The organism is Novosphingobium sp. HR1a (genome assembly GCF_015594425.1).
Lineage (GTDB): Bacteria > Pseudomonadota > Alphaproteobacteria > Sphingomonadales > Sphingomonadaceae > Novosphingobium > Novosphingobium resinovorum_A.
In genome coordinates this window covers 17,987-41,665 of record NZ_JABXWS010000028.1, presented here as the reverse complement: position 1 = coordinate 41,665, position 23,679 = coordinate 17,987, and the positions used below count along the sequence as shown (strand labels likewise).

The window sequence follows — 23,679 nt, the reverse complement described above, 5'->3', positions numbered from 1 at the left end:
GGGGAAACCCCTCCGTCAGCCCTGCGGGCTGCCACCTCCCCATCGCTGCGCGACAGGGAGGATATATGGCAACTTTCTACCCATTCCTGCCATCGGGGTCATCGTTCGCACGCCCCGATAACCACAAACGGTCCAACCCCAAAATGTCCCCGCGCACCAGGCACGGGGCGCCGCGACCTCAGCCCCGCTTGAGCTGCGTCACGTCGCGCACCGCGCCCTTCGAGGCGCTGGTGGTCATCGCCGCGTAAGCCTGTAGCGCCGCCGAAACCTTGCGCGGGCGCGGGTGCACCGGCGACCATGCATCGGCGCCGCGCGCCTCCTGCTGCGAACGGCGGTGCGCCATGACCTCGTCCGAGATCATCAGGTTGATGGTGCGGCCGGGGATGTCGATCTCGATCGTGTCGCCGTTCTCGACCAGCCCGATCTCGCCGCCTTCCGCCGCTTCGGGCGAGGCGTGGCCGATCGAGAGGCCCGAAGTGCCGCCCGAGAAGCGCCCGTCCGTCAGCAGCGCACACGCCTTCCCAAGTCCCTTCGACTTGAGGTAGCTGGTGGGGTAGAGCATTTCCTGCATGCCCGGCCCGCCGCGCGGTCCTTCGTAGCGGATGACCACGACGGTTTCCGCCACGACTTCGCCGCCAAGAATGCCCGCGACCGCTGCGTCCTGCGATTCGTAGACGCGCGCGGTGCCGGTGAACTTGAGGATGCTGTCGTCCACGCCCGCCGTCTTCACGATGCAGCCGTCGCGCGCGATGTTACCGTAGAGCACCGCGATGCCGCCGTCCTGGCTGAAGGCGTGCTCCTTGGAGCGGATGACGCCGTTCTCGCGGTCGAGGTCGAGTTCCTTCCAGCGCGCCGACTGGCTGAAGGCGGTCTGCGTCGGCACGCCGCCGGGCGCGGCCTTGTAGAATTCCTGGACCGAAGCCTCGGTCGTACGGCTGGTGTCCCAGCGCTCGATCGCCTCGCCCAGCGTGCGGGTGTGGACGGTCGGCAGGTCGGTGTGCAGCAGGCCCGCCCGCTCCAGCTGGCCGAGGATCGCGTAGATGCCGCCGGCGCGGTGGACGTCCTCCATGTGGACGTCGGCCTTGGCCGGAGCGACCTTCGACAGGCACGGAACCTGACGGCTCAGGCGGTCGATGTCGGCCATGGTGAAGTCCACGCCCGCCTCGTGCGCGGCAGCCAGCAGGTGCAGCACGGTGTTGGTCGAGCCGCCCATCGCAATGTCGAGGCTCATGGCGTTCTCGAACGCCTCGAAGCTGGCGATGTTGCGCGGCAGCACGGAGGCATCGTCCTGCTCATAATAGCGCTGGCACATGTCCACCGCGACGCGGCCCGCCTCCAGGAACAGGCGCTCGCGGTCCGAGTGAGTCGCCAGCGTCGAACCGTTGCCCGGCAGCGACAGGCCCAGCGCTTCGGTCAGGCAGTTCATCGAATTCGCAGTGAACATGCCCGAGCACGAGCCGCAGGTCGGGCAGGCCGAGCGCTCGATCGTCTTCACTTCCTCGTCGGTGTAGCTCTCGTCGGCGGCGGCGACCATCGCGTCGACCAGATCGAGCGCATGTTCCTTGCCGCGCAGCACGACCTTGCCCGCCTCCATCGGCCCGCCCGAAACGAACACGGCGGGGATGTTGAGGCGCATCGCGGCCATCAGCATGCCCGGCGTGATCTTGTCGCAGTTGGAGATGCAGACCATCGCGTCGGCGCAGTGAGCGTTGACCATGTACTCGACGCTGTCGGCGATGAGGTCGCGGCTGGGCAGCGAATAGAGCATGCCGTCATGGCCCATGGCGATGCCGTCATCGACCGCGATGGTGTTGAATTCCTTGGCAACGCCGCCCGCCGCCTCGATCTCGCGCGCGACCAACTGGCCCAAATCCTTGAGGTGGACATGGCCGGGGACGAACTGGGTGTACGAGTTCACCACCGCGACGATCGGCTTGCCGAAGTCCCCGTCCTTCATGCCAGTCGCGCGCCAGAGCCCGCGCGCACCCGCCATGTTGCGGCCGTGAGTCGAGGTGCGTGAACGAAGGGCGGGCATTGTCGGAACTCCGATTGGTCATGGGCGCGGGTTTTCGCGCTGTGTTGGAGCCGCCCCTACACGGTGATTGATTTCAATTCAACGTGAGTTTTTGCAATTATATTTCTTCGAACATTCGTCATCCCAGCGAAGGCTGGGATGACGGGAGTTGGCCGACTACCGCCGCGCAGAGCCGCGTCATCACGTCGGCCCACTCCGCCTGTCCCGCTTCCTCGGCGATGAGGTCCTGCCGGATTTCGATGCTGAGATAAGGCAGCCCGTTAGGCTCGGCGTGGCGGTTCATCGATGCGTTGAGCAGCTTGCCCGAATACGGCTCCTGATCGCCGGTGACAAAGCCCTGCGCCTCCAGCCAGGGAATGGCGATGCGCGCGGCGCGCTCGTCCTGGTTGTAGAGGACGCCGACCTGCCATGGGCGCGGCTTTGTGCAGGTGGCGAGGCCCGGCGTGAAGCTGTGCAGCGACAGGATCAGCGCCGGAGGCGTCTCCCGCAACTGCGCCGCGAGTGCGTGGTGGTAGGGGTCGAACAGCCGGTCAACCCGGGCTTGGCGCTCCTCCTTCGTGAGGACGTTGCCGGGGATGAGGTAGCCGTCGCTGATTTCAGGCATCATGCCGGGGACGTCATGAGTGCGGTTGAAGTCGCAGACGAGGCGGCTGACGTTGCCGAGCCAAGCGGCGGTACCGGCTTCGACCATGCGTTCGGCGATGGCGGCGACGCCGATGTCGATAGCGATATGCTCGTCGAGCAGCGCGTCCTCTATGCCGAGGTCGATGTCATCCGGCACGCGGTTGGAGGCATGGTCCGATACGACTAGGACGCCGCCCGAAACGGGCGTGCCGAGCAGGCGGTGGTATTCGGTTTCCAAGTCTGCCTCCGAAGGTTGCGCGCCGCGACCTTACCGCAACTTGCCCGCCATTTTCCACCAGTGGGGTTGAGTTTCGGCCAGCTTATCCCACGCCGCCTGCAATTGCGCCTCGCTGTCGTAAAGCGCAAAGCATGTCGCGCCCGAGCCCGACATGCGGGCGAGGAACGGCTCGGTCGCCCGCAAAGCTGCCAGCATATCGGCCACGACGGGGCAGATCGCGATGGCCGGAGCCTCTAGATCGTTGCGGCCTTCCAGTGCAATCCGGCGGACGGAGCCGATGGGCATCTCGCCGCGATCGACGCCGTCCCAGGCCTTGAACACCGGCCCGGTAGGCACGCCCACGCGCGGGTTCACGAGCAGGACCGGGGTGCCGGTGAGGTCACTCTCGACGGGCTGGAGATCGGTGCCGGTGCCGGTGCCGATGCAGGTGGTGGACAGGACGCAGGCGGGCACGTCGGCGCCCAGCCTCGCAGCGCGCGTCTGCCAGTCGCCTGGAAGGCCCGCGCTGCGCTCCACCATGCGGAACACCGCGCCTGCATCCGCCGATCCGCCGCCGAGACCCGCCGCGACGGGGAGGCGCTTTTCGAGATCGACGGCCCAGCCTTTGCCATGAGGCAAGGTGGACAGCGCCTTGGCGACGATGTTGCCGAACGGGTCGTCGATCTTGGCGGCGAACTCGCCATGGGTGGAGAGGCTGTCGGCGTCGGCGAGGGAGCCGCTCAGCCGGTCGCCGTCATCGACGAAGGCGAACAGCGTTTCGAGTTCGTGATACCCGTCCTCACGGCGACGACGAACATGCAGCGCGAGGTTGATCTTGGCATAGGCGGTTTCGGTCAGCATCGCCCCTTCCATGGCGCGGCGGGGGGCAGGAGGCAAGGGATGCTACGCCCCGTCGTCCCGGACTTGATCCGGGACGACGCCAGCCTGACAACCTCACATATTCGGGTAGTTCGGGCCGCCGCCGCCTTCGGGCGTGACCCATTCGATATTCTGCGTGGGATCCTTGATGTCGCAGGTCTTGCAGTGGACGCAGTTCTGCGCGTTGATCTGCAGCTTGGGACCATCGCCCGCGTCGAGGAACTCGTAGACCCCCGCCGGGCAGTAACGCGCCTCAGGCCCCGCATAGACCGGCAGGTTCACCGCAGTCGGGATGCTCGGGTCCTTCAGCTTGAGGTGGACCGGCTGATCCTCCTCATGGTTGGTGAAGGAGTACGACACGCTGGTCAGGCGATCGAAGCTGATGACGCCGTCGGGCTTGGGATAGGCGATCGGCTTGTACAGGTCCGCGCGCTGGGTTTCCGACGCATCGGTGTGATGCTTCATCGGCTTGGCGAGGCCGAAGCCGAACAGCGTGCGCAGCCACATGTCGGCGCCCGCGAGGATCGTGCCCAGCTCGCCGCCCCACTTCGCCACCATCGGCTCGGCGTTCTGGACGAGCTTGAGTTCCTTGGCGATCCAGCTTTCGCGAACGGCGGTATCGTAGTCCTGCAGGGTGTCCTGCTCACGGCCCGCCTTGATGGCGGCGGCGATGGACTCGGCCGCCAGCATGCCGCTCTTCATCGCGGTGTGGGTGCCCTTGATGCGCGGCACGTTGACGAAGCCCGCCGAGCAGCCCGCCAGCACGCCACCGGGGAACGCGAGGCTAGGCACCGACTGCCAGCCGCCCTCGTTGATCGCGCGCGCACCGTAAGCGACGCGCTTGCCGCCTTCCAGGATCGCGCGGATTTCCGGGTGCTGCTTCCAGCGCTGGAATTCCTCGAACGGGTAGATGTACGGGTTCTTGTAGTCGAGCGCGGTCACGAAGCCGAGCGCCACCTGGTTGTTGGCCTGGTGGTAGAGGAAGCCGCCGCCCCAGGCGTCGTTCTCGCTCATCGGCCAGCCCTGGGTGTGGATCACGCGGCCGGGGACGTGCTTGTCCGCCGGGATGTCCCACAGTTCCTTGATGCCGATGCCGTAGATTTGCGGCTCGCAATTGGCTTCGAGGTCGTACTTGGTTTTGAGGCGCTTGGTCAGGTGGCCGCGTGCGCCTTCGCAGAACACGGTGTACTTGCCCAGCAGGTTCATGCCCGGCTGGTAGTCCCCCTTGGGATTACCCTCGCGGTCGACGCCCATGTCGCCAGTCTGCACGCCGATCACGGCGCCGGCATCGTCATAGAGTATCTCGGCGGCGGGGAAGCCCGGGAAGATCTCGATCTCCAGCGCTTCGGCCTGCTCGGCCAGCCAGCGGCACAAGTTGCCCAGCGAGCCGGTGTAGTTGCCCTTGTTCGACATGAAGGGCGGCTGGATGATGTGCGGAAGGGAGAACTTGCCCTTCTTCGTCAGGTGCCAGTGCCAGTTGTCCGTCACCGGCGTTTCGGCCAGCGGGCAGCCGTCCTCGCGCCAGGTCGGCAGCAGTTCGTCAAGCGCCTTGGGGTCGATCGTCGCGCCCGAAAGGATGTGCGCGCCGATCTCCGAGCCCTTCTCCAGCACGCAGACCTGCAGTTCCGGGTCCACCTGCTTGAGGCGGATCGCGGTCGCCAGACCGGCAGGTCCACCGCCGACGACGACAACGTCGTAAGGCATCTCTTCGCGTTCGATCATGGTAGCCCCGTGCATTCTTTTCGTGTTTAGTCGAGCGATTAAATTCACGAATGCCTTGATTGCTCCCGCGCATAAGGTCAAGACCCGCGCGATGGATCAACCGCCAAATCCGCAATTTCTGGACGATATCACAGGTGCGCTCGACTGGTGGCGGGACGCAGGGGTGGACTGCGACTTTCTCGACGAGCCGGTCGAATGGCTCGCCCCGCCCGAACTGGAAGGCGCCCTGCCGCCGCGCCGCCGCCCGGATCCAAAGCCCGATCCGGATGCCCCGCCGCCGCCCGCCAAGCTCGATCCCGCCAGCCTGCCCGCCGACCTCGCGGCTTTCGCACCGTGGTGGCTGAGCGAACCGCTGCTGTGCGAAGGCGGCCCCGCCGCGCGCGTCGCGCCGCAGGGCAAGGCCGGTGCCGAACTGATGATCGTCGTCGAGGAACCCGAGGCCGAGGACAGCGAAACACTGCTCTCCGGCCAGCAAGGCAAGCTGCTGGACGCCATCCTTACCGCGTTCGGCACCGGGCGCGAGGACGTTTACCTTGCCAGCGCCCTGCCCCGCCATACGCCGGGCGCAGACTGGGCGGCAATGAGCGAGCGCGGAATCGGGCAGGTTCTGCGGCATCACGTCGCTCTGGTGGCTCCGAAGAGGCTGTTTGTCCTTGGTGGAAACGTCCTGCCGCTAATCGGCCACGAATCGCCGCATCGTCCTGCCATGTTAAGGACTTTCGATCATGAAGGGGGATCGATACCCCTGCTCGCCTCCTGGGCGCTGCCTGCTTTGCTCGCGCAGCCGCGTGCAAAGCCGGTGCTCTGGAGGGCCTGGCTGGATTGGACCGCGTCCTGAGAGATGCGGCCATCGGTCAGCCGGAGCAGGCGAATCGCACAGGATCGCGGGGAATACCTTTGAAACGATTTATCAGGGCCGGACTGTTTGCGGGCGCGTGTATCGCCGCCTGCGCATCGGCAGCACCGGCCTTCGCCAACAGCGCTGCTGTGGACTACTTCCGCACCCGCGCCGACCGTACCGCCGTCCCTTCGCTGCTCAGCCAGGACGATCGGACCTATTACAAGTCGATGTTCGACGCGATCGACGCGAAGGACTGGGCCACCGTTCAGAAGATGCTGGCCGACCGCCCCGATGGCCCGCTCCACCAGCAGGCCCGCGCAGAATACTACCTCGCTTCCGGATCGCCCAAGATCCAGCTGAACGACCTGCAGACATGGCTTTCGCAGGGCACCGAACTGCCCGGCGCCGACCAGATCAGCCGCCTCGCGCTCAAGCGCGGCGCTGTCGGCCTCCCCTCGCTCCCAGCCGAACAGAGCTTCGCGCGCCTGCCGACCATCGCCAAGCGGGTTCGCCCCTCCTCGATCGACGACGGCACGATGCCCGCCGGGATCGCGAACGGCATCAACGACCGCATCAAGAACGACGATCCGATGGGCGCGCGCCTGCTGCTCGACGGGATCGACGCCAACCTCTCGCCCTCCTCGCAGGCCGAGTGGCGCCAGAAGGTGGCGTGGAGCTTCTACATCGAGAACCAGGATGCCAATGCCTACCAGATGGCGCAGATCGCCGCGCTGGGGCAAGGCCCGTGGGTGGGCGAGGCATGGTGGACTGCCGGGCTCGCCGCATGGCGTCTGGGCGACTGCGACGGTGCTGCCGATGCTTTCGCCAAGGCCGCACGCTCGTCCGACAATGCCGAACTGACCGCCGCCTCGCATTACTGGAACAGCCGATCGCTGGTGCGCTGCCGCAAGCCCGAGCAGGCGAGCGCCGCGCTGCGCCTTGCCGCCGCGCGCGACGAGACGCTATACGGGATGCTGGCCGCCGAGCAGCTCGGCCTCAAGCTGCCCGAGCAGCACGCCGCCGCTGACTTTACGCAGGCCGACTGGCAGGCCCTGCGCGCCAGCCCCAATGTCCGCACCGCCGTCGAACTGGCGGAGATCGGCAAGGACGGCCTTGCCGACGAAGTGCTGCGCCATCAGGCCCGCATCGGCGATGCCTCGCAATATGCCCCACTGACCCGCCTCGCGCGCGATCTCGGCCTGCCCGGCACCCAGCTGTGGATGGCCTACAACGCGCCGTACGGCGGCAAGCCGGAACCCGCGACGCGCTTCCCCACGCCCAAGTGGACCCCGGTGGGCGGCTGGAAGGTCGACCCTGCGCTGGTCTATGCGCACACGCTGCAGGAATCGGTGTTCCGCGCCGGAGCCGTCAGCCCCGCAGGCGCGCGCGGCCTGATGCAGATCATGCCCGCCGCCGCGCAGGATCACGCCGGATCTCTGGGCTACAACGGCAATGCCTCCGATCTCAACAAACCCGAGGTCAACCTCGCCTTCGGCCAGCGCCACCTCGAAACGCTGAAAAACGATCCGGGCACGCAGGGCCTGCTGCCCAAGGTCATGGCCGCCTACAACGCCGGGCCGGTGCCGGTGCGCCGCTGGGCCACCGAAGTGAACTGCCAGGGCGACCCGCTGCTGTGGATCGAATCGCTGCCCTATTGGGAAACGCGCGGCTACGTGAACATTGTGATGCGCAATTACTGGATGTACGAGCGTCAGGCGGGCGGCGCTTCGGAGAGCCGCATGGAACTGGTGCAGGGCATGTGGCCGACCTTCCCCGGCCTCGCTGGATCGGAAGGCGTGCGGATGAACCCCAATGGAGCGATCGTGCGTGGCCATCGACCCTGAGCGTACTTTCAAGCCGATCAATATCGCCCTGCTGACCGTTTCCGATACCCGTACTGCCGAAAACGACACCTCGGGCGATATCCTTGCCGCACGCATCGTCGGCGCGGGCCACGCGCTGACCCGCCGCGCGATCGAGCGCGACGATGCGCAGGGAATCGCGGCGCTGCTGAACACATGGATCGACGACCCGGAAGTGGACGCGATCATCTCCACCGGCGGCACCGGCCTGACGGGCCGCGACGTGACCCCTGAGGCGCTCGGCAAATTGGGCGGGCGCGAAATCCCCGGCTTCGGCGAGCTGTTCCGCTGGCTCAGCTACAAGACCATCGGCACGTCCACCGTGCAGAGCCGCGCGATGGCGGTCGTGGCGCGCGGCACCTACCTGTTCGCCCTGCCCGGCTCGAACGGTGCGGTGAAGGACGGCTGGGACGGCATTCTCGCCGAGCAACTCGACAGCCGCAACCGCCCCTGCAACTTCGTCGAACTGATGCCGCGCCTGCTGGAAAGCTAGAGGGCGCTCGGTCAGAGCCGAACTGCATCAGTTGAACAAGGGGAGTCTCGCAGCTTCCTTCTCGCTCAGCGCAATACCGAAGAGTTCGCGCAAGGCCACCGCGTAGTCGGCGGCGTCGATGATCTCACGCGTATCCGTCGTCCCGCCGCGATGGACGCGCAAAGTCCGCTCGCTCAGCGCCGCGAAACCGTCAGGCAGTACCACGCTCGCGACGTGCAGCGTGGTGAATCGCGTGCCGGGCCGGGTGGAAGTCCAGTGGTTGGCCATCTCCAGGTCGTCCGAAACCACTTCGGCAAGGTCGAAAACATACTGCGGCTGCCATTCGCCGTGCGGTGCCGGGCGGCCGTCGGTCGCCTCGACCGGCCCGGCGCGTTCGAGCAGCCATTCGCCGCCCTCTGCCCCTATCGTCCCGATCCGCCGCAAGCGGTGCGCCGCGCCGTCGCTCGTCTGCGCCTCGGCGCCGTCCTCCAGCGGGAGAGGCGGCACGAAGCTGCCTCCAAACCCCGCATCGGCGATCCACGCCCGCCCCGGCTCGGCCCGGACGAGCAGTAGCACATGCGTACGCGGCGGCAGAGGCGCATCTTCGGCCAGCCCCATGCGCACGCGCGCAAGAAGCGGCCGGTTCACCATGCCCAGAGCCATCAGCGCATCGCCATAGAGCCGGTTCTGCTCGAAACAGTAGCCACCGCGCCGCTGCACCACGAGCTTGTCGAACACGCTGCCGGAATCGATGCGAATGCCGTTCCCTAGCGGAATATCGAGGTTCTCGAAGCCGATCGCCTGCCGATGCGCGCGCTGCATCGCGGCGAGTCCTTCCGGATCCGCCGAAGGTACGTGGGCAAGGCCGATGCGGGCGAGGTAGCGATCGATATCCATGGCGCCGCCCTACCCGCTCTCGCCGGACGTGGGCAAGCCTGTGGATAAAGGCGGGATACCATGCTTAGAACCTGAGGATGAAGCGGGACAAGTTCTCTTCACCTCGGTAACCACCCGTCGCTATTCCGCTTTCAGACCATGGAGGAGGTGACGTGAACGAGACCGGCGCAAGATTGCCCGCCCAATGGCTCCCCCTCGGGCTGATCGCGCTGAGCGGACTGCTTATCGCCCATCATGTGATGGAGTTCGCCGCGGTGCTGCGCGAAGGTGCCGGCAAGGCGGCCCTGACGCTTGATTTCCGAACCTACATGTGTGGCGCGGCCAACCTCTCGACACCTTATGACATCTGCCACAATGGCGAGTTCGTCAGCGGCTTCGTCTATCCGCCGCCCTCGCTGATCTACTTCAACCTGCTCTCACGCCTGCCGATCGACACGGCGTTCCTCATCCACACCGCGCTGTGTCTCACGGTACTGGCGATGGCCGCGTGGATGGCGGTGCGGCTGGCTGGCGGCCCGCGTCTTGCCATTGGAGCCGCGCTTCTCGGCGCGCTGGCGATCGCCCCGATCGGGACTTCGCTGGCGGCGGGGCAAGTCAACATCCTGCTGATGGGGGCGGCAGTCGCGGGCATGTACTGCGCCGCGCGCGGACGTGCCTCAGGCGCAGGTATCGCCATCGCCCTGGGGTTCTGGCTCAAGATCTACCCCGGCCTCGTCCCTGCGCTGTTCCTGACGCCGCGCAAGTGGCGCGCCGCCCTCGCCACCGTGATCGCCAGCGCGGCAATCGCCTTGCTGGGGCTGCTCTGGGCCGCGCCGGGGCTCTACGCGCAGTATTTCCTGGAACTCCTGCCTCATGCGCAGGGCTACACGATGCCCGGTGTTGCGCAGTCGCTGGCCGGCATCGCCACGCATATCGAGGCGGGCGGAGGACAGCCGGTGCTGCATTTCGTACCGATCCCTCAGACCATTCAGCTTGCCTCCAAGGCGCTGCTGGCCTTCGGCATCCTTGCGGCCATGGCGCATCAAGCGATCACGCGCGAAAGCCGTCCGCTGGACAGCCTGAACCTGCTGCTCTGCGCCTCGCTGGTCGCTGCGCCCAATGCCTGGGGCTATCACTATGCGCTGATCTTCCCGGTGATCCTCGCCGCCGTCGCGCAGACGCTGGGCGACCCTCACCCGCTGCGCACACCGATGGTGCTCGCCTGCTGGATGGCGCTGGTGATCCCGGCTTGGACCGACCCGCCGCACCTGCTGGCACAATACCCGATCCTTAACGTTCCCTTCCGTGGCCGCTACGCCCTCGTCGCGGTCGTGCTGGCGGCGCTGATCGCATGGGACGCGCGCAAAGGCGAGATTGCCGCCGCCCCGCGCAGGCGCTAGCCTTCGCCCCATCAGCGAGGAGCCTCCCGACGGATGCAGGAATTGCACGCACTTGCCGAAGCGATCGGACTGCAGCGTATCTGGTGGGACGTCGACGGCAGGGAGCAGGTCGTAACCGACGCCTCGCTGCGCACGATAGCCCTGGCGCTCGGCTTCCCGGCGGCAACGCCCGAGCAGATCGCCGCCAGCCTCGCCCGGGTCGAAGCCGAGATGACAGCACCTCCGGCGATGATCGTCACCGACGTCGGCAAGGAAACGTCGTTGCCGACAAGCCTCGCCGGTGCTCAACTCACCCTGCCGGACGGCACGACGCGGCCTCTGGACACCGCGCGCTGGACGCTTCCTGCGATCGACACGCCGGGCTACTACCCGCTGACCGTGAACGGCCATGCCCTGACGCTGGCGGTCGCGCCGACGTCGTGCCCGACGGTCGCATCGCTGGGCAAGGGACGCATATGGGGTCCAGCCATCCAGATCCCGGCCCTGCGCGGCAAGCAGCCCCGTGCTTTCGGCACCTTTGGGGAACTGGCCGAAGCCGCCGAAGTCTTCGCCGCACGCGGGGCCGACGCCATCGCGATCAACCCGGTCCATGCACTGTTCGCAGGCTACGGGCACGATTTCAGCCCCTATTCGCCCTCGAGCCGCCTCTATCTGAACGGTGCCATGGGTGATCCCGCGCTGCTGGGGCTACCGCCGCTGCCCGACGATGCCGGTGGCGACGGCCCGCTGATCGACTGGGAAGCGGCGCTGCCCGCCCGCCTCGCCCGGATGCGTGCGGCTTTTGCCGGTCTCGACGCGCCGACCCGCGAGCGGATCGCTCACGACAACGCGCCCCATGGCGAGGGCCTGCGGCGACAGGCGCTCTACGATGCGCTCGACGTGCATTTCCGCAGCAAGGGCGCGAAAGGCTGGCAGGACTGGCCGCCCGCATTCCACGATCCCGACGGCGAGGCCGTGGCCGTTTTCGCTCGAGACAATGCGGCCGAAGTGGAATTCCACCTCTTCACCCAGTGGCTGGCGCGCGAAAGCCTTGGCGAAGTGCAGCGCCGCGCGCGAGCTGCGGGCATGGCGGTGGGATTGCTGGCGGACCTTGCTGTCGGCGTCCATACCGGCGGCGCGGATGCCTGGTCCATGGGCGACACCTTGCTGCAGGGCCTGACCATCGGCGCGCCGCCCGATCCGCTGGGGCCGCTGGGGCAGAACTGGATGCTCACCGGCTTCTCGCCGCGCGGGCTGGCGCGCAGCGGCTATGCGCCGTGGATCGCGACGATCCGCGCAGCGCTTTCCACGGCTGGCGCGCTGCGAATCGACCACGCGTTCGGTCTCGCCCGGCTATGGGTCGTGCCGGAAGGTCAGCCGTCCAGCGCGGGGGCCTACCTGCATTACCCCTTCGCCGACCTCATCCGCCTCGTCGCGCTGGAGGCGCATCTGGCGGGCGCGCTCATCGTCGCGGAGGATCTGGGTACGATGCCGCATGGCTTCGGCCCGGCGATCACCGAGCGCGGGATGCTGGGCATGCGCGTCCTGTGGTTCGAACGCGCGGCCGACGACGGCTTCATCGGCGCGGCGGACTACGATGCGCAGGCCGCCGCGATGACCGGCACGCACGATACGCCCACCGTCGCAGGCTGGTGGAGCGGGCGCGATCTGCAATGGGCGCAGCGCCTCGGCCGCCTGCCCGAAGACACCACCGTGGATGAAGCCGAAGCCCGTCGCGCGTGGGATCGCGGGTTGCTCTGGGCTTCGCTGACCCGCGACGCCGCACCGCGCCCTGCGCCGGACGATCCCGCTCCCGTGGTGGAGGCCGCCTTGCGCCATATCGGCAGCACCCCTTGCGGCCTTGCGATCGCCCCGCTGGAGGACCTTCTGGCGGAACCCGAACAGCCGAACCTGCCCGGCACCATCACCGAGCACCCCAACTGGCGACGCCGCCTCAATGCGCCGCTGTCGGACCTGCTGCAGGACCCGGCGACGGCCGCGCGGGTTCAGGCACTGGACGATGCCCGCAAGGGGGTAGCCTAACCCCTGAAGGTTCCTGGCATCAGGTAACTGCGGTCCAGTTTCTCCAGCCGGGTCACGCCGACCATCGCCATCGCCACGTCGATCTCATTGGCAAGCAGGTCGATCGCGTGGCGCGCGCCGTGCTCTCCCCCCGCCGCGCAGCCATAGAGCGTCGCGCGGCCCACCAGCACCGCCTTCGCGCCGATCGCCAGCGCCTTGATCACGTCCGCCCCGCGCCGCACGCCGCTGTCGAACAGGATGGTGGTGCTGTCCCCAACGGCATCGACGATCCCCGCCAGCACGTCGATGGCAGGAGGCGAGCTGTCAAAATTGCGCCCGCCATGGTTCGACACCGCAATGCCGTCCACGCCGTGATCGAGCGCGATGCGGGCATCCTCGGCACTGAGCACACCCTTCACGACCAGCTTGCCCGGCCAGCGGCGGCGCAATTCGGCAACGTCGCGCCAGCAAACCGAAGCGGAATTCGCCACACGGCTGACAGTGCCGGTCAGCTTGCCGCCGACCTCGCGCGGATAATTGGCGAACTGCGGCAACCCGCCTTCGAGATAGTAACGGCAGATCACCGAGGCGAACCACGAAGGCCGCTTCAGGAAATCCGATACCAGCGTCGCATTCGGGCGGATCGGATTGGACATGCCCGCGCGCTTGTTGAATTCGCGCAGCGGCCACATCGGCGTGTCGACCGTCAGCACCAGAACTTCCGCGCCGTTCTCTCGCGCGGTATCGACCACCTGCCAGGACAGGTCGCGCCGCTCCCAGAGGTACATCTGCATCCAGTGCCCGGCGGTGGCGCACTTCGCTATCTCGGCAAAGCTGGTCGTCGAGCTTGTGGTCTGGGTAAAGGGTATGCCCGCCGAGGCCGCCGCGCGCGCAATCGCCCGCTCGCCCCGGTGCCAGAGCAGATCGGATACACCCGTCGGCGCGATCACCAAAGGCAGCGGCTGACGGCGGCCAAAAAGCTCGATCCCGGCGGAGCGTTCAGCCACGTCGCGCAATGTCCGTGGCAGAAACTGCACCGCCTGCAACGCGGCAACGTTGCGCTGGATCAGCAGGTCGTCCTCGGTCCCGCGCTCGATGAACTCCCAGATTGCGCGCGGCAGGCGGCGCTTCGCCAGTGCCCGAACTTGCGCGATATTGTGGGCCTTCTTCGCAATCCCGCCCATTACAGTCCCAGGTTTTCGCGGAATGTCGTGCCTTCGTATTCGGTCCGGTAGACGCCGTTCTTCTGGAGGATCGGCACGACCTGATCGACGAAATCGGTGACCGAACTGGCCATCACCGTCGGCGTCACGTTGTAGCCGTAGCAGCCGGTTTCGCGCCAGATGCGCTCCATTTCGGCGGCAACCTGCTCGGGCGTGCCGACGATCTGCGGCTTGCCTACCGCGAGACCCCAGCGGATCGCGACTTCGCGCAAGGTCAGGGGCTTATCGCCCTCGATGTTGGCGAAGGCCTTCATCAGTCCCTGCGATGCCTGCGTCTCGATCTCGGCGAGCGGCTGGTCGAGGTCCATCCCGGCGAAATCCACGCCCATCGTGCCGGAGAGCCGCGCGAGGCAGCCGTCGATCGGCAGCTTTTCGACAAGGTCCGCCAGCTTGCGCTTCGCTTCCTCTTCGGTGCCGCCGACGATAGGCTGAATGCCGAAGCTGACGCCGGGCGTCGCCTTGCCCGCAACCTGCGCGGCCTCGGCCAGATTGGTCATGAAGCGCTTCATCCCCGCGACATTGGGCTGGATTGAGAAGACGACGTCGGCGTGGCTGACCGCAAACTGCTGCCCGCGCCCGGAACTGCCCGCCTGGAACAGCACCGGGTGCCCCTGCGGCGAAGGCGGCACCGGCGCGACGGTCTGGCAAGAGAAGAACTCGCCCGCGTGGTCGATGAATTCCACCTTCGCGGGGTCGGCGAACAGACCCGCCTCCCGGTCGGCAAGAATCGCGCCCGGCTTCACCGAGTTCCACAGCTTGTAGCAGACCTCCATGTATTCGTCGGCGCGGTCGTAGCGGCGATCGTGGTCCAGTTGCTGCAGGCCAAGCGCCCGATGCTCGCCGCGCAAGTGGCCGGTGACGATGTTCCAGCCGATCCGCCCGCCGGAGAGGTAATCGAGGGTGCCCAGTTGCCGCACGATGGTCCATGGCTGATAGGCGCTGGTCGACATCGTCGTCGCCAGCCCCAGGTGCGTGGTCACCGCCGCGAGGGCCGAGAGCAGCACCACCGGGTCGAGCGAAGGCCAGCATACGCCGTACTTCACCGCATCCTCGTGGCTGTCGCGGTAGCGGTCGAAGACGCCTGGCGTGTCGGCGAAGAACATGCCGTCGAAGCGACCGCGCTCCAGCGTCCGCGCAAGGTCCTGCCACGCCGCGAGGTCGTGCAGCGCGTCAAGCCGGTTGTCGCCCGGCTGCGCCCAGCTCAGCACGGTGTGATTGATGGGCGAATTGATCAGGAAGCTGACCAGATGGATATGCTTGCTCATGCGGGGTGCCTCTCCTCCCCCGGTGATGAAGGGGGTGGAGAGCGTCCGCAAGAACAATGTATACACTAGTGGACGTCGACCTTCAGGAAATCGGCGATATTCAGCCAATTCGTGAGATCATCATATCCAATTCATCGCCTGAGCGTATCGTCGCCCCGGACTTGATCCGGGACCGCTGGCCATGAACAGCCTACTTTGAAGCGCGCCTCCAAGGTATGCCTAAAGACAGCCACCGGTCCCGGATCAAGTCCGGGACGACGCATGCCTCAAGTGATCACATCCGGCGCCGTCCGCCCCGTATGCGCCGCAATCCCGGCGATCGTCTCAGCAGCAGCGATCTGGTGCTCCAGCATCGCCGACGTCTCCGCGTCGAGATCGCCGAAGCGCGGCTCGTAACGTTCGAGGTACACGCGCAAGGTCGCGCCCTGCGTGCCGGTGCCGGAGAGGCGGAAGACGATGCGGCTTCCGTCCTCGAACAGCACGCGGATACCCTGGTTCGCACTGACCGAACCATCGACGGGATCGGTATAAGAGAAGCTGTCCGCATGGCTGACCGTCAACGGCCCGAAAACAGCGCCCGGCAGCGTATCCAATTGCGTCTTGAGCCCGTCCATCAGCGCATTCGCGCCCTCGGTGGCGATGCCCTCGAAGTCGTGGCGCGCATAGTAGTTGCGACCGCAACGCGCCCAGTGCTCCCGCGCGAGGTCGTCCACGCTGATGCCGCGCACCGCCAGGATGTTGAGCCAAAGCAGAACCGCCCAGAGCCCGTCCTTCTCGCGCACGTGGTCGGAGCCGGTGCCCGCGCTTTCCTCGCCGCAGATCGTGACCTTGCCTGCATCGAGCAGGTTGCCGAAAAACTTCCAGCCAGTCGGCGTCTCGAAGACCGGCACGCCCAGCCCTTCGGCCACGCGGTCCGCCGCGCCGCTGGTCGGCATCGAACGGGCGATGCCCGCCAGCCGCCCGCGATAGGCGGGGGCGATCTCGATGTTGGCGGCCAGCATCGCCAGCGAATCCGAGGGCGTGATGAAGCGCCCGCGCCCGATGATGAGGTTGCGATCCCCGTCCCCGTCCGATGCGGCACCCAGATCGGGCGCGTCTTCGGACATCATCAGATCGTAGAGGTCCTTGGCATGGATCAGGTTGGGGTCGGGATGATGCCCGCCGAAGTCCTCGAGCGGTACGCCGTTGACGACGGTGCCGGGCGCGAAGCCGAGGCGGCGTTCCAGGATCTCGACCGCGTAGGGCCCGGTCACCGCGCTCATCGAATCCATGCGCATCGTGAAGCCCGAGGCGACGATCTTGCGGATCGCGTCGAAGTCGAACAGTTCCTCCATGAGATCGGCGTAGTCGGCGACCGGGTCGATGACCTGCACGGTCATCGCGCCCACGTGCACCTCTCCAACGGCGTCGAGGTCGATGTCGAGCGCCTCCACCGTCAGCCAGCGATCGATCGTCTTCGTGCGATCCAGCACCGCGCCGGTGACGTTCTCGGGCGCGGGGCCGCCATTGGCGATGTTGTATTTGATGCCGAAGTCCTCGTCCGGCCCGCCGGGGTTATGGCTGGCCGAGAGCACCAGCCCGCCGCTGGCGCCGTACTTGCGGATCACATGGCTCGCGGCCGGGGTGGAGAGGATACCGCCCTGCCCCACCAGCACGCGGGCATAACCGTTGGCGGCCGCCATGCGGATCGCCTGCTGGATCACCGTGCGGTTGTGGTAGCGTCCGTCACCACCGATCACCAGCACCGCGCCGGGCTGCGGCTCGACGACGTCGAAGACCGACTGAATGAAGTTCTCGGCATAGCCCGGCTGCTGGAAGACCTTCACCTTCTTGCGCAGGCCCGAAGTGCCGGGTGCCTGACCGTCGAACGGGATGGTCGAAACTGTGACGATCTGGGTCAAGGACGGGGTCTCCAATGATACGGCAACAGGCATGTGCGCAATAGGCGACACTTTCGTGTCAGGACGCACATTGTCAAATGGTTGCTTGCTGCAATGCGGCAGGCGACGCAGGGTTGCAGTCGTTCCGAGTTCATTAACTATCGACTATGTAAATAGCCGAGGATCGAACCCTTGCCCCTGCGCCTAGGACCTCGGCGCGCCGCACGAGTACTTGCCGGATGCATGCCCAGACCGCCCTGGCCGACGAACCCGCCCGCCTCGCCGCCCTGCAACGCCTCGCCATTCTCGATACGCCGCGCGAAGAGGCGTTCGACAATGTCGTGAACCTCGTGCGCACGGTGCTGGGCGTGCCGATCTCCGCCGTCACGCTGGTGGACAAGGACCGCCAGTGGTTCAAGGCGATCGAGGGCATCGACGCCACCGAGACCCCGCGCAGCGAATCGTTCTGCGCCTACGCCATCCAGCAGCATGCCCCCTTGCTCATCCCCGACGCCACGCAGGACCCGCGCGTTGCCGACTACCCCGCAGTGCTGCAGGACCCGCACGTGCGCGCCTATGCGGGCGTGCCGCTTGTGACGTCCGACGGCTACAATGTCGGCGCACTGTGCGCGGTCGATACCAAGACCCGCGAATTCACCGACGGCGAACTCGACATCCTGCGCAACTTCGCCCGGATCGTCGTCAACGAGATGGAACTGCGCCGCATCGCCGAGCGCGACCAGCTTACCGGCGCCCTCACCCGGCGCGGCTTCATCGAGAAGGCGAACCAGGAGATCGCGCGGTGCCACCGCTATGGCCGCACCGCGTCGCTGGTGCTGATCGACGTCGATCACTTCAAGTCCGTCAACGACACTTGGGGCCATCCCGCCGGAGACGCCGTCCTGCGCGATCTTGCCGCGACGCTGGGCGCGGCGGGCCGCTCCGCCGATGTGTTAGGCCGTCTCGGCGGAGAGGAATTCGCGATGATGCTGCCGGAAACCGGCGTGGGCGAAGCGCTGGCCGCCGCCGAGCGGTTCCGCGCCGCGATCGAGGCGCGCCCGATCGTGGTCGCCCCGACGCGGACGATCGCAGTCACCGCCAGCTTCGGCATCGCTACACTGGATCACAGCGTGACGGTCGCCGAGGAATGGATCGCCCGCGCCGATGGTCCGCTTTACGAGGCCAAGCGCGGGGGGCGTAATCGCTGCGTCGTCGCCTGACCGATCAGGACGCCTCACAAGCCTTGCCCGGCCGGGTGTAGCGCGGGTCGGCGCCCACCGCCCTATCGGTCAGGGCATTGAGGAACGCTTCGATGTCCGTCGTCTCTGCGGGTGACAGCGTCGTGCCATGGCGCGCGATGGCTTCAGTCATGGTGTCCGCGCTGCCGTCATGGAGATAAGGTGCGGTCGGAGCGACATTGCGCAGCGAGGGCGTGCGGAACTTCCCGCGATCCTCCACCCGGCCAGTGGCACGCGCAAGGCCGAAGTCGCCGTTCGAAGGATCCGCCGGCGCTCCCGACAGGCGGTGGAAGGCAAGGTCGGTGAACTCGCGGCCCGAGTGGCACCCGGCGCACTCGCCTTTCCCGCGAAACAGCGCCTCTCCGCGCGCGGCTGCTTCGTCCAGCACCGGGCCGCCCGCAGCAGCATGGTCCCAGTCGGTCTCGTGGCTGACGATCGTGCGCTGAAACGCTGCCAGCGCGGCCGATACCGAGGTAAAGTCAATCCGCCCGCGCGTCGCCGGGAACGCCGCCTTGAACAGCTTGCGATAGCAGGGATTGGCCGAGAGGCGGCGCGTCAGTTCGACTTCCTGCCCCTTCATGCCCATTTCGACCGGGTCTTCGCCGGCAATCGGCACCAGCGCCTGCTGCTCGAGCGTGGCCAGCGAGGGATTGCCCCAGGTCAGCGGCGAAAAGCTGCCGACGTTCACCAGCGACGGCACGTTGCGCAGGCCCGGCTCGCCATGCGCGCCCGGGTGCGCGCGCACGCCGTCGGCAAAGCTGTGGCGCGGATCGTGGCACGTCGCGCAAGACAGCGTGCCGTTGATCGAGAGATCGCCATCATGGAACAGCCGCCGTCCGAGCGCGACTTGCGCATCGAGATTGCCCCGGCCGTCGCGCGCCATCCCTGCCCCGGCCGCAAGGACGAGGCTCGACAGCAGCAGCGCCCAGCCCCCTGTATGCCTCATCGGACGGGAGCGACCATCACCGTAAGCACCTGTTCGCCATTGGCCGCGATCTGCAGCAGATGGCGACCAGCCGGAAGATCGTACTCGACCATCTTGGCGATGCCCGAGCAATCCGGCCCATGACCATGCGCTACCGATGGTACCGCCTTGCCCTCGACGATCACATCGACCCATGAACGCCCGCTCTGCGCCACGCGGTAGCGACCGGCAGCAGCGACGTCGAACGCAAAGAGCCCGCCGAAACTGACAGAACCGCCCGGCTTTCCGGGCTCGATCACGTACGTGACCTTCGGCGTCGGCGCGAGCGCGGCATCGGCAGCTACGCCCTGCTCCAGCAGCGCCTTGGCCGCGCCGCTTGCCTTGATCGCCGCCTTCAACGGCCGATGCGCTGCACTCCATCCCGCAAGATCGGCCGGAACGGCAGCAGGCGCGGCGCAGGCGGCATGATCGTGGTCCGTCATCGCCCCGGGCATCGGCTCGGCCGCCTGCGCGGAACCCGTCGCCGCGATCGCAAGAAGAAGTGCGCCGAAGGTGCGTGTCATGATCATGGCTCCGTGCCCATTCTATGTTTCATGGAATATATTTGTGTACTGCCCGATGTAATTATGTACGGCGGGATACAGATTCGTTCCAAGCGCGAATCTTCAGAAGGTTCAAGGGGGATAATATGAAGTATGCGATCACCGCGGCGCTCGCCGCGTCGCTGGTCTGCGTGGCAGCGCCCGCATTCGCCGCTGATGACACCGACAATACTTTCGGCCTCGGCCAGATCGTCGTCACCGCGCCGCGCACGGGGAACGGCGACATTACCGCCTCCACCGTCAATGCCGAGGCGATCTACGATTTCTCGCGCGATACTCTGGATGAAGCGGTCAAGCTGATCCCCGGCGTCACCTCGGGCCTCTCGGGCAATTCGCGCAATGAGCGGCTGATCTACGTGCGCGGCTTCGACCGTTACCAGGTGCCGTTGTCGATCGACGGCATCCGCGTCTACCTGCCCGCCGACGGACGCCTCGACTACGGCCGCTTCCTGACGCCCGACGTCGCCGAAATCCAGGTCGCCAAGGGTTATGTCTCGGTGCTCAACGGTCCGGGCGCGATGGGCGGCGCGGTCAACCTCGTCACCCGCAAGCCGCAGAAGAAATTCGACGCCGAGGCGCGCTTCAGCCTGAACCTCGACAACGACGTGGACTATGCGGGCTACACCGGCTTCGTCTCGCTCGGCACGCGGCAGGAAAAATGGTACGCGCAGGCCAGCTACGCGCGCAACTTCACCGATCACTGGGACCTCTCGAACAAGTTCGATGCCACCCGCAACGAAGACGGCGGCGAACGTGATCTGTCGCGCTCCGAAGACTGGCGCGTAAACGCAAAGCTGGGCTTCACCCCCAACGCGACCGACGAATACGCGATCAGCTTCACCCGGCAGGAAGGCGAGAAGCTGGCCCCGCTCCATGTCTCGGACAGCACCGGCCTGCGTTACTGGACCTGGCCTTACTGGAACCTGCAGAACGTCTACTTCCTCTCGACCACGCAACTGGGCGAGATCGCGACGCTGCGCACGCGCGCCTATTACAACACCTTCAAGAACAGCCTCGACAGCTTCGACAATGCCAATCTGAACACCCAGACGCGCGGCAGTTCGTTCAACAGCGCCTATAGCGACCGTGCCTACGGCGGCTCCGCCCAGCTGGACCTCAACCCCAGCGAGGCCGAGCGACTGAGCGTCTCGTTCCACTACCGCAACGACCGCCACCGCGAGATCCAGCAGGGCTTCCCTTCCGGCACATGGGAACCCTGGCAGACCACGATCGAGGAAACCTACAGCGCCGCGATCGAGAACGGCTACAAACTGACGCCGCAGTTGGAACTGGTCGTGGGTGCCAGCTACGACTGGCGCGACCTGCGCCGCGCCGAAGACTACACCTCGGGCGCTTTCGTCTACTACGACCTGCGCAACGGCGATGCGTGGAATGCACAAGGGCAACTGCTCTGGACGCCCGATGAGGCGACCACCGTGCACCTGTCGGTCTCCTCGCGTGCGCGCTTCCCGACCATCTTCGAGCGCTTCAGCACCCGCTTCGGCGGCGCCACCTCCAACCCCGACCTCAAGGCCGAACGCGCCACGCAAGTCGAACTGGGCGGCACACGCCAGTTCGGAGCGTTGCGCATCGAAGCTTCGGGCTGGTACGCCAAGGTCGATGACGCGATCGTCTCGTTCCCGTTCATCTACCAGGGCCAGTCCACCGCGCAGAGCCGCAACGTCGGCTCGGGCGATTACTACGGCGCCGACATCTCCGCGACCGCGCAGATCGCCGAGACGCTGCGTGTCGGCGCCAACTACGGCTGGGTGCATCGCAAGCTGAACGACCCCACGCTGTCGCGGATCACCTCGTTCCACATCACCGGCGTGCCCGAACATTCGGGCTTCGTCTGGGCCGAGTGGTCGCCTATCCCGGCGCTGCGCATCCTGCCGAGCCTCGACGTCGCGTCGAAGCGCTGGACCGTAAACACCGCGGGAACGCGCTACTACCAGACCGGCAATTACGCACTGGCCAACCTGCGCGTGGACTTCGACGTGACCGAATGGGCCACCCTGGGCCTCGGCGGACGCAACCTGTTCGACGAGAACTACACCACCGTCGATGGCTACCCCGAGCAGGGACGCACCCTCTTCGTTAGCCTGCGCCTGAAGAACTAGAAAATCCCCATGGTCCTCATGCTGGCAACCGCATTGCCGGCAACGATGCAATGGTCGTCGAGCCGTATCTCCAGTGGCTCGACGATTTGCCTGAACCTGGCGGTGGCGGCGATGTCGTCAGCGCTGGGACGGGCTGCTCCGGACGGGTGATTATGCGCCAGTACGATGCGCCTGGCGTCGAGATCGAAGGCGCGGCGAACAGTCCGGCGCAGCGGGATCAGGCACTCTGTCCGTCTGCCGCCAGTGTAGAGGTCTTCGGCGATGTAGATGCCCTCGCCATTGAAATAGAAGACCTGCACGCACTCCTCGCGCCGGCAACCCAGTCGATTGACGAGGTAGCGCCTGAACTCGGCTGAACCGGTATCCAGTGGCAAGCCGCGCATCGCCTCGCGGGAAGCCGCTTCGGCAAGACGGCGGGCCGCCACGATCGCATCGGCGAGCCAGGCACTGGACGGGCCATCGTCGCCCATGGCCTGCCGCAGGGATTCGAGCGATGCGGAATAGATCGTACGCAGCGACCCGAAATGCCCGATCAGGCGCCCGGCAATATCCTCGCCGGCGTCTCCAGCGTAGGGAGCGAGGAGCGCCGCCAGGATGGATACTTGCCCAGCCTCGTGCGCCGCGACATGTGACATACCACGCCCAGCAGCATCGCCACGAACTGGATGTAGGAGGGCGTCACCGCCATGGCGTCGTAAGCGAAGGTGTTGATCTCCTCCAGCGCCAAACGGTAGAAATGCCCGAACATCGCTATGATCTGCGCACCAGCTATCCATAACGGATATATCCGGTTGGCATGAAGCGCGACGATGTACATGCCCGCCATCGCCAGCGCATCGATGCACAAGTGCCCGACGTTGGCATGACGCCAGATGATCGAGCCGCCAATCGCAAGGTGATGCAGCTTGTCGATTGCCCCCATGCCGAAGAGCGCCCCCGAAAGGACGCACTCCGGCGCAGGCATCCTGCGCGCCAGGCAGTAGAGGAAGAGCAGCGCATAGACGGCAAGCTGAATCTTGTCCTTGTGAAACCACAGGATTTCCAGCCAGGAATGCTCAGGCATGTCGCCTCCGCATTCCCGGCCAGACGGCATGGGATATCAGGCGCTGCGGAGCATCGGCTCTGCCACGGCGAGGCCGCTTTCCTTCGGGCAGGTGCCTGCGTCGTCCGTGATCGCCTTCACTTCGAGGCCGACACCGCGCAGTTCCTGATGGACACGGATCATGTCGTTCTGGCTTTCGATCAGCGTACGCTGAGCCTTGGCAAGGCGCATCAGTGCGGTCTGGCCAGTGAAGGTCTCCACCCCGTCCGCCTGACGTGCCAGCAGCATCGATTCCATCAGCCGCGCAGAAGCGAGAAGCGCGGAGTCGAGCGAAAGTTCGGCCTCGGGAAGCTGGCGGGCGATCCGGGCGGTAGCGGCAGCAATGGTCATCGACATGGCAATATTCCCCCTGACGCGGGACCGGCTCGGCGGACGCGCCACAAACACAGGTTTGG

The 23,679-nt window shown here is 66.5% G+C and carries 20 protein-coding genes; 7 read left to right on the top strand and 13 right to left on the bottom strand.

Annotated features, from left to right (window positions below):
* Nucleotides 1–178: 178 nt before the first annotated feature.
* The 4 genes from ilvD to HWN72_RS05435 form a co-directional block, all read right to left on the bottom strand.
* The gene (gene ilvD / locus HWN72_RS05450; protein ID WP_211149960.1) at nt 179–2,035 is read right to left on the bottom strand and encodes a dihydroxy-acid dehydratase; all 1,857 of its coding nucleotides are present in this window, start codon (nt 2,033–2,035) and stop codon (nt 179–181) included.
* A 118-nt stretch (nt 2,036–2,153) separates the two neighbouring features.
* Entirely contained in the window at nt 2,154–2,897 is a 744-nt protein-coding gene (locus HWN72_RS05445) for an N-formylglutamate amidohydrolase (protein ID WP_008832347.1), read from the bottom strand.
* Nucleotides 2,898–2,927: 30 nt separating this feature from the next.
* Complete coding sequence (locus HWN72_RS05440) at nt 2,928–3,737, bottom strand: 4-(cytidine 5'-diphospho)-2-C-methyl-D-erythritol kinase (protein WP_069709119.1); 810 nt, start codon at nt 3,735–3,737, stop codon at nt 2,928–2,930.
* A gap of 93 nt (nt 3,738–3,830) precedes the next feature.
* Nucleotides 3,831–5,477, bottom strand: a complete 1,647-nt coding sequence (locus HWN72_RS05435; RefSeq protein WP_069707562.1) for an electron transfer flavoprotein-ubiquinone oxidoreductase — start codon at nt 5,475–5,477, stop codon at nt 3,831–3,833.
* Nucleotides 5,478–5,568: 91 nt separating this feature from the next.
* Between HWN72_RS05435 and HWN72_RS05430 the strand changes: the two genes are divergently transcribed.
* The 3 genes from HWN72_RS05430 to moaB are packed head-to-tail and all read left to right on the top strand — an operon-like array spanning nt 5,569 to nt 8,673.
* On the top strand, nt 5,569–6,315 hold the full coding sequence (locus HWN72_RS05430; RefSeq protein ID WP_248005830.1) for a uracil-DNA glycosylase family protein: 747 nt from the start codon (nt 5,569–5,571) through the stop codon (nt 6,313–6,315).
* Nucleotides 6,316–6,374: 59 nt separating this feature from the next.
* Nucleotides 6,375–8,162 (top strand): lytic transglycosylase domain-containing protein, encoded by a 1,788-nt coding sequence (locus tag HWN72_RS05425; protein WP_236727275.1) that lies wholly within the window; start codon nt 6,375–6,377, stop codon nt 8,160–8,162.
* Nucleotides 8,146–8,673, top strand: coding sequence for a molybdenum cofactor biosynthesis protein B (gene moaB, locus HWN72_RS05420; RefSeq protein WP_069707560.1), 528 nt, complete (start codon nt 8,146–8,148; stop codon nt 8,671–8,673). The genes HWN72_RS05425 and moaB overlap by 17 nt, the downstream gene beginning before the upstream one ends.
* Nucleotides 8,674–8,700: 27 nt before the next feature.
* Here the strand turns inward: moaB and HWN72_RS05415 are convergent, their stop codons facing one another.
* Entirely contained in the window at nt 8,701–9,549 is an 849-nt protein-coding gene (locus HWN72_RS05415; RefSeq protein WP_008830949.1) for an arylamine N-acetyltransferase, read from the bottom strand.
* Between the two features lie 152 nt (nt 9,550–9,701).
* On the opposite strand from HWN72_RS05415, the gene HWN72_RS05410 reads away from it, so the two are divergent.
* Nucleotides 9,702–10,928, top strand: a complete 1,227-nt coding sequence (locus tag HWN72_RS05410) for a glycosyltransferase family 87 protein (RefSeq protein ID WP_069707559.1) — start codon at nt 9,702–9,704, stop codon at nt 10,926–10,928.
* 33 nt (nt 10,929–10,961) lie between these two features.
* Nucleotides 10,962–12,950, top strand: a complete 1,989-nt coding sequence (gene malQ, locus HWN72_RS05405) for a 4-alpha-glucanotransferase (RefSeq protein ID WP_069707558.1) — start codon at nt 10,962–10,964, stop codon at nt 12,948–12,950.
* Here malQ and HWN72_RS05400 read toward each other — a convergent pair.
* From HWN72_RS05400 to HWN72_RS05390, 3 genes are all read right to left on the bottom strand, one after another.
* A complete protein-coding gene (locus tag HWN72_RS05400) occupies nt 12,947–14,113 on the bottom strand; it encodes an alpha-hydroxy acid oxidase (protein WP_069707557.1) in 1,167 nt (388 codons plus the stop codon). The two genes, malQ and HWN72_RS05400, sit on opposite strands and share 4 nt — an antisense overlap.
* Nucleotides 14,113–15,417: an NtaA/DmoA family FMN-dependent monooxygenase gene (locus HWN72_RS05395; RefSeq protein ID WP_069707556.1), complete on the bottom strand. Its 1,305-nt coding sequence runs from the start codon at nt 15,415–15,417 to the stop codon at nt 14,113–14,115. Before HWN72_RS05395 ends, HWN72_RS05400 begins: the two co-directional genes overlap by 1 nt.
* Nucleotides 15,418–15,683: 266 nt before the next feature.
* Nucleotides 15,684–17,318: an alpha-D-glucose phosphate-specific phosphoglucomutase gene (locus HWN72_RS05390; RefSeq protein ID WP_211149958.1), complete on the bottom strand. Its 1,635-nt coding sequence runs from the start codon at nt 17,316–17,318 to the stop codon at nt 15,684–15,686.
* A 218-nt stretch (nt 17,319–17,536) separates the two neighbouring features.
* Here HWN72_RS05390 and HWN72_RS05385 point away from each other — a divergent pair, with 218 nt between their 5' ends.
* Complete coding sequence (locus tag HWN72_RS05385; protein WP_069707555.1) at nt 17,537–18,517, top strand: sensor domain-containing diguanylate cyclase; 981 nt, start codon at nt 17,537–17,539, stop codon at nt 18,515–18,517.
* A gap of 4 nt (nt 18,518–18,521) precedes the next feature.
* Here HWN72_RS05385 and HWN72_RS05380 read toward each other — a convergent pair whose 3' ends face one another.
* Together HWN72_RS05380 and HWN72_RS05375 are read right to left on the bottom strand one after the other, a co-directional pair.
* The gene (locus HWN72_RS05380; protein ID WP_211149957.1) at nt 18,522–19,481 is read right to left on the bottom strand and encodes a cytochrome-c peroxidase; all 960 of its coding nucleotides are present in this window, start codon (nt 19,479–19,481) and stop codon (nt 18,522–18,524) included.
* Nucleotides 19,478–20,023, bottom strand: coding sequence for a hypothetical protein (locus tag HWN72_RS05375; RefSeq protein WP_036523320.1), 546 nt, complete (start codon nt 20,021–20,023; stop codon nt 19,478–19,480). Before HWN72_RS05375 ends, HWN72_RS05380 begins: the two co-directional genes overlap by 4 nt.
* A gap of 125 nt (nt 20,024–20,148) precedes the next feature.
* On the opposite strand from HWN72_RS05375, the gene HWN72_RS05370 reads away from it, so the two are divergent.
* Nucleotides 20,149–22,182 (top strand): TonB-dependent siderophore receptor, encoded by a 2,034-nt coding sequence (locus HWN72_RS05370; protein ID WP_211149956.1) that lies wholly within the window; start codon nt 20,149–20,151, stop codon nt 22,180–22,182.
* On the opposite strand, the gene HWN72_RS05365 is transcribed toward HWN72_RS05370, so the two are convergent.
* Genes HWN72_RS05365 through HWN72_RS05355 form a run of 3 tightly spaced genes read right to left on the bottom strand, consistent with a single transcriptional unit; the run spans nt 22,179 to nt 23,620 of the window.
* Nucleotides 22,179–22,817: a JAB domain-containing protein gene (locus HWN72_RS05365; protein WP_155986143.1), complete on the bottom strand. Its 639-nt coding sequence runs from the start codon at nt 22,815–22,817 to the stop codon at nt 22,179–22,181. The two genes, HWN72_RS05370 and HWN72_RS05365, sit on opposite strands and share 4 nt — an antisense overlap.
* On the bottom strand, nt 22,715–23,245 hold the full coding sequence (locus tag HWN72_RS05360; RefSeq protein ID WP_069707552.1) for a hypothetical protein: 531 nt from the start codon (nt 23,243–23,245) through the stop codon (nt 22,715–22,717). The genes HWN72_RS05365 and HWN72_RS05360 overlap by 103 nt, the downstream gene beginning before the upstream one ends.
* Before the next feature lie 36 nt (nt 23,246–23,281).
* A complete protein-coding gene (locus HWN72_RS05355; protein ID WP_008830961.1) occupies nt 23,282–23,620 on the bottom strand; it encodes a hypothetical protein in 339 nt (112 codons plus the stop codon).
* Nucleotides 23,621–23,679: the final 59 nt, after the last annotated feature.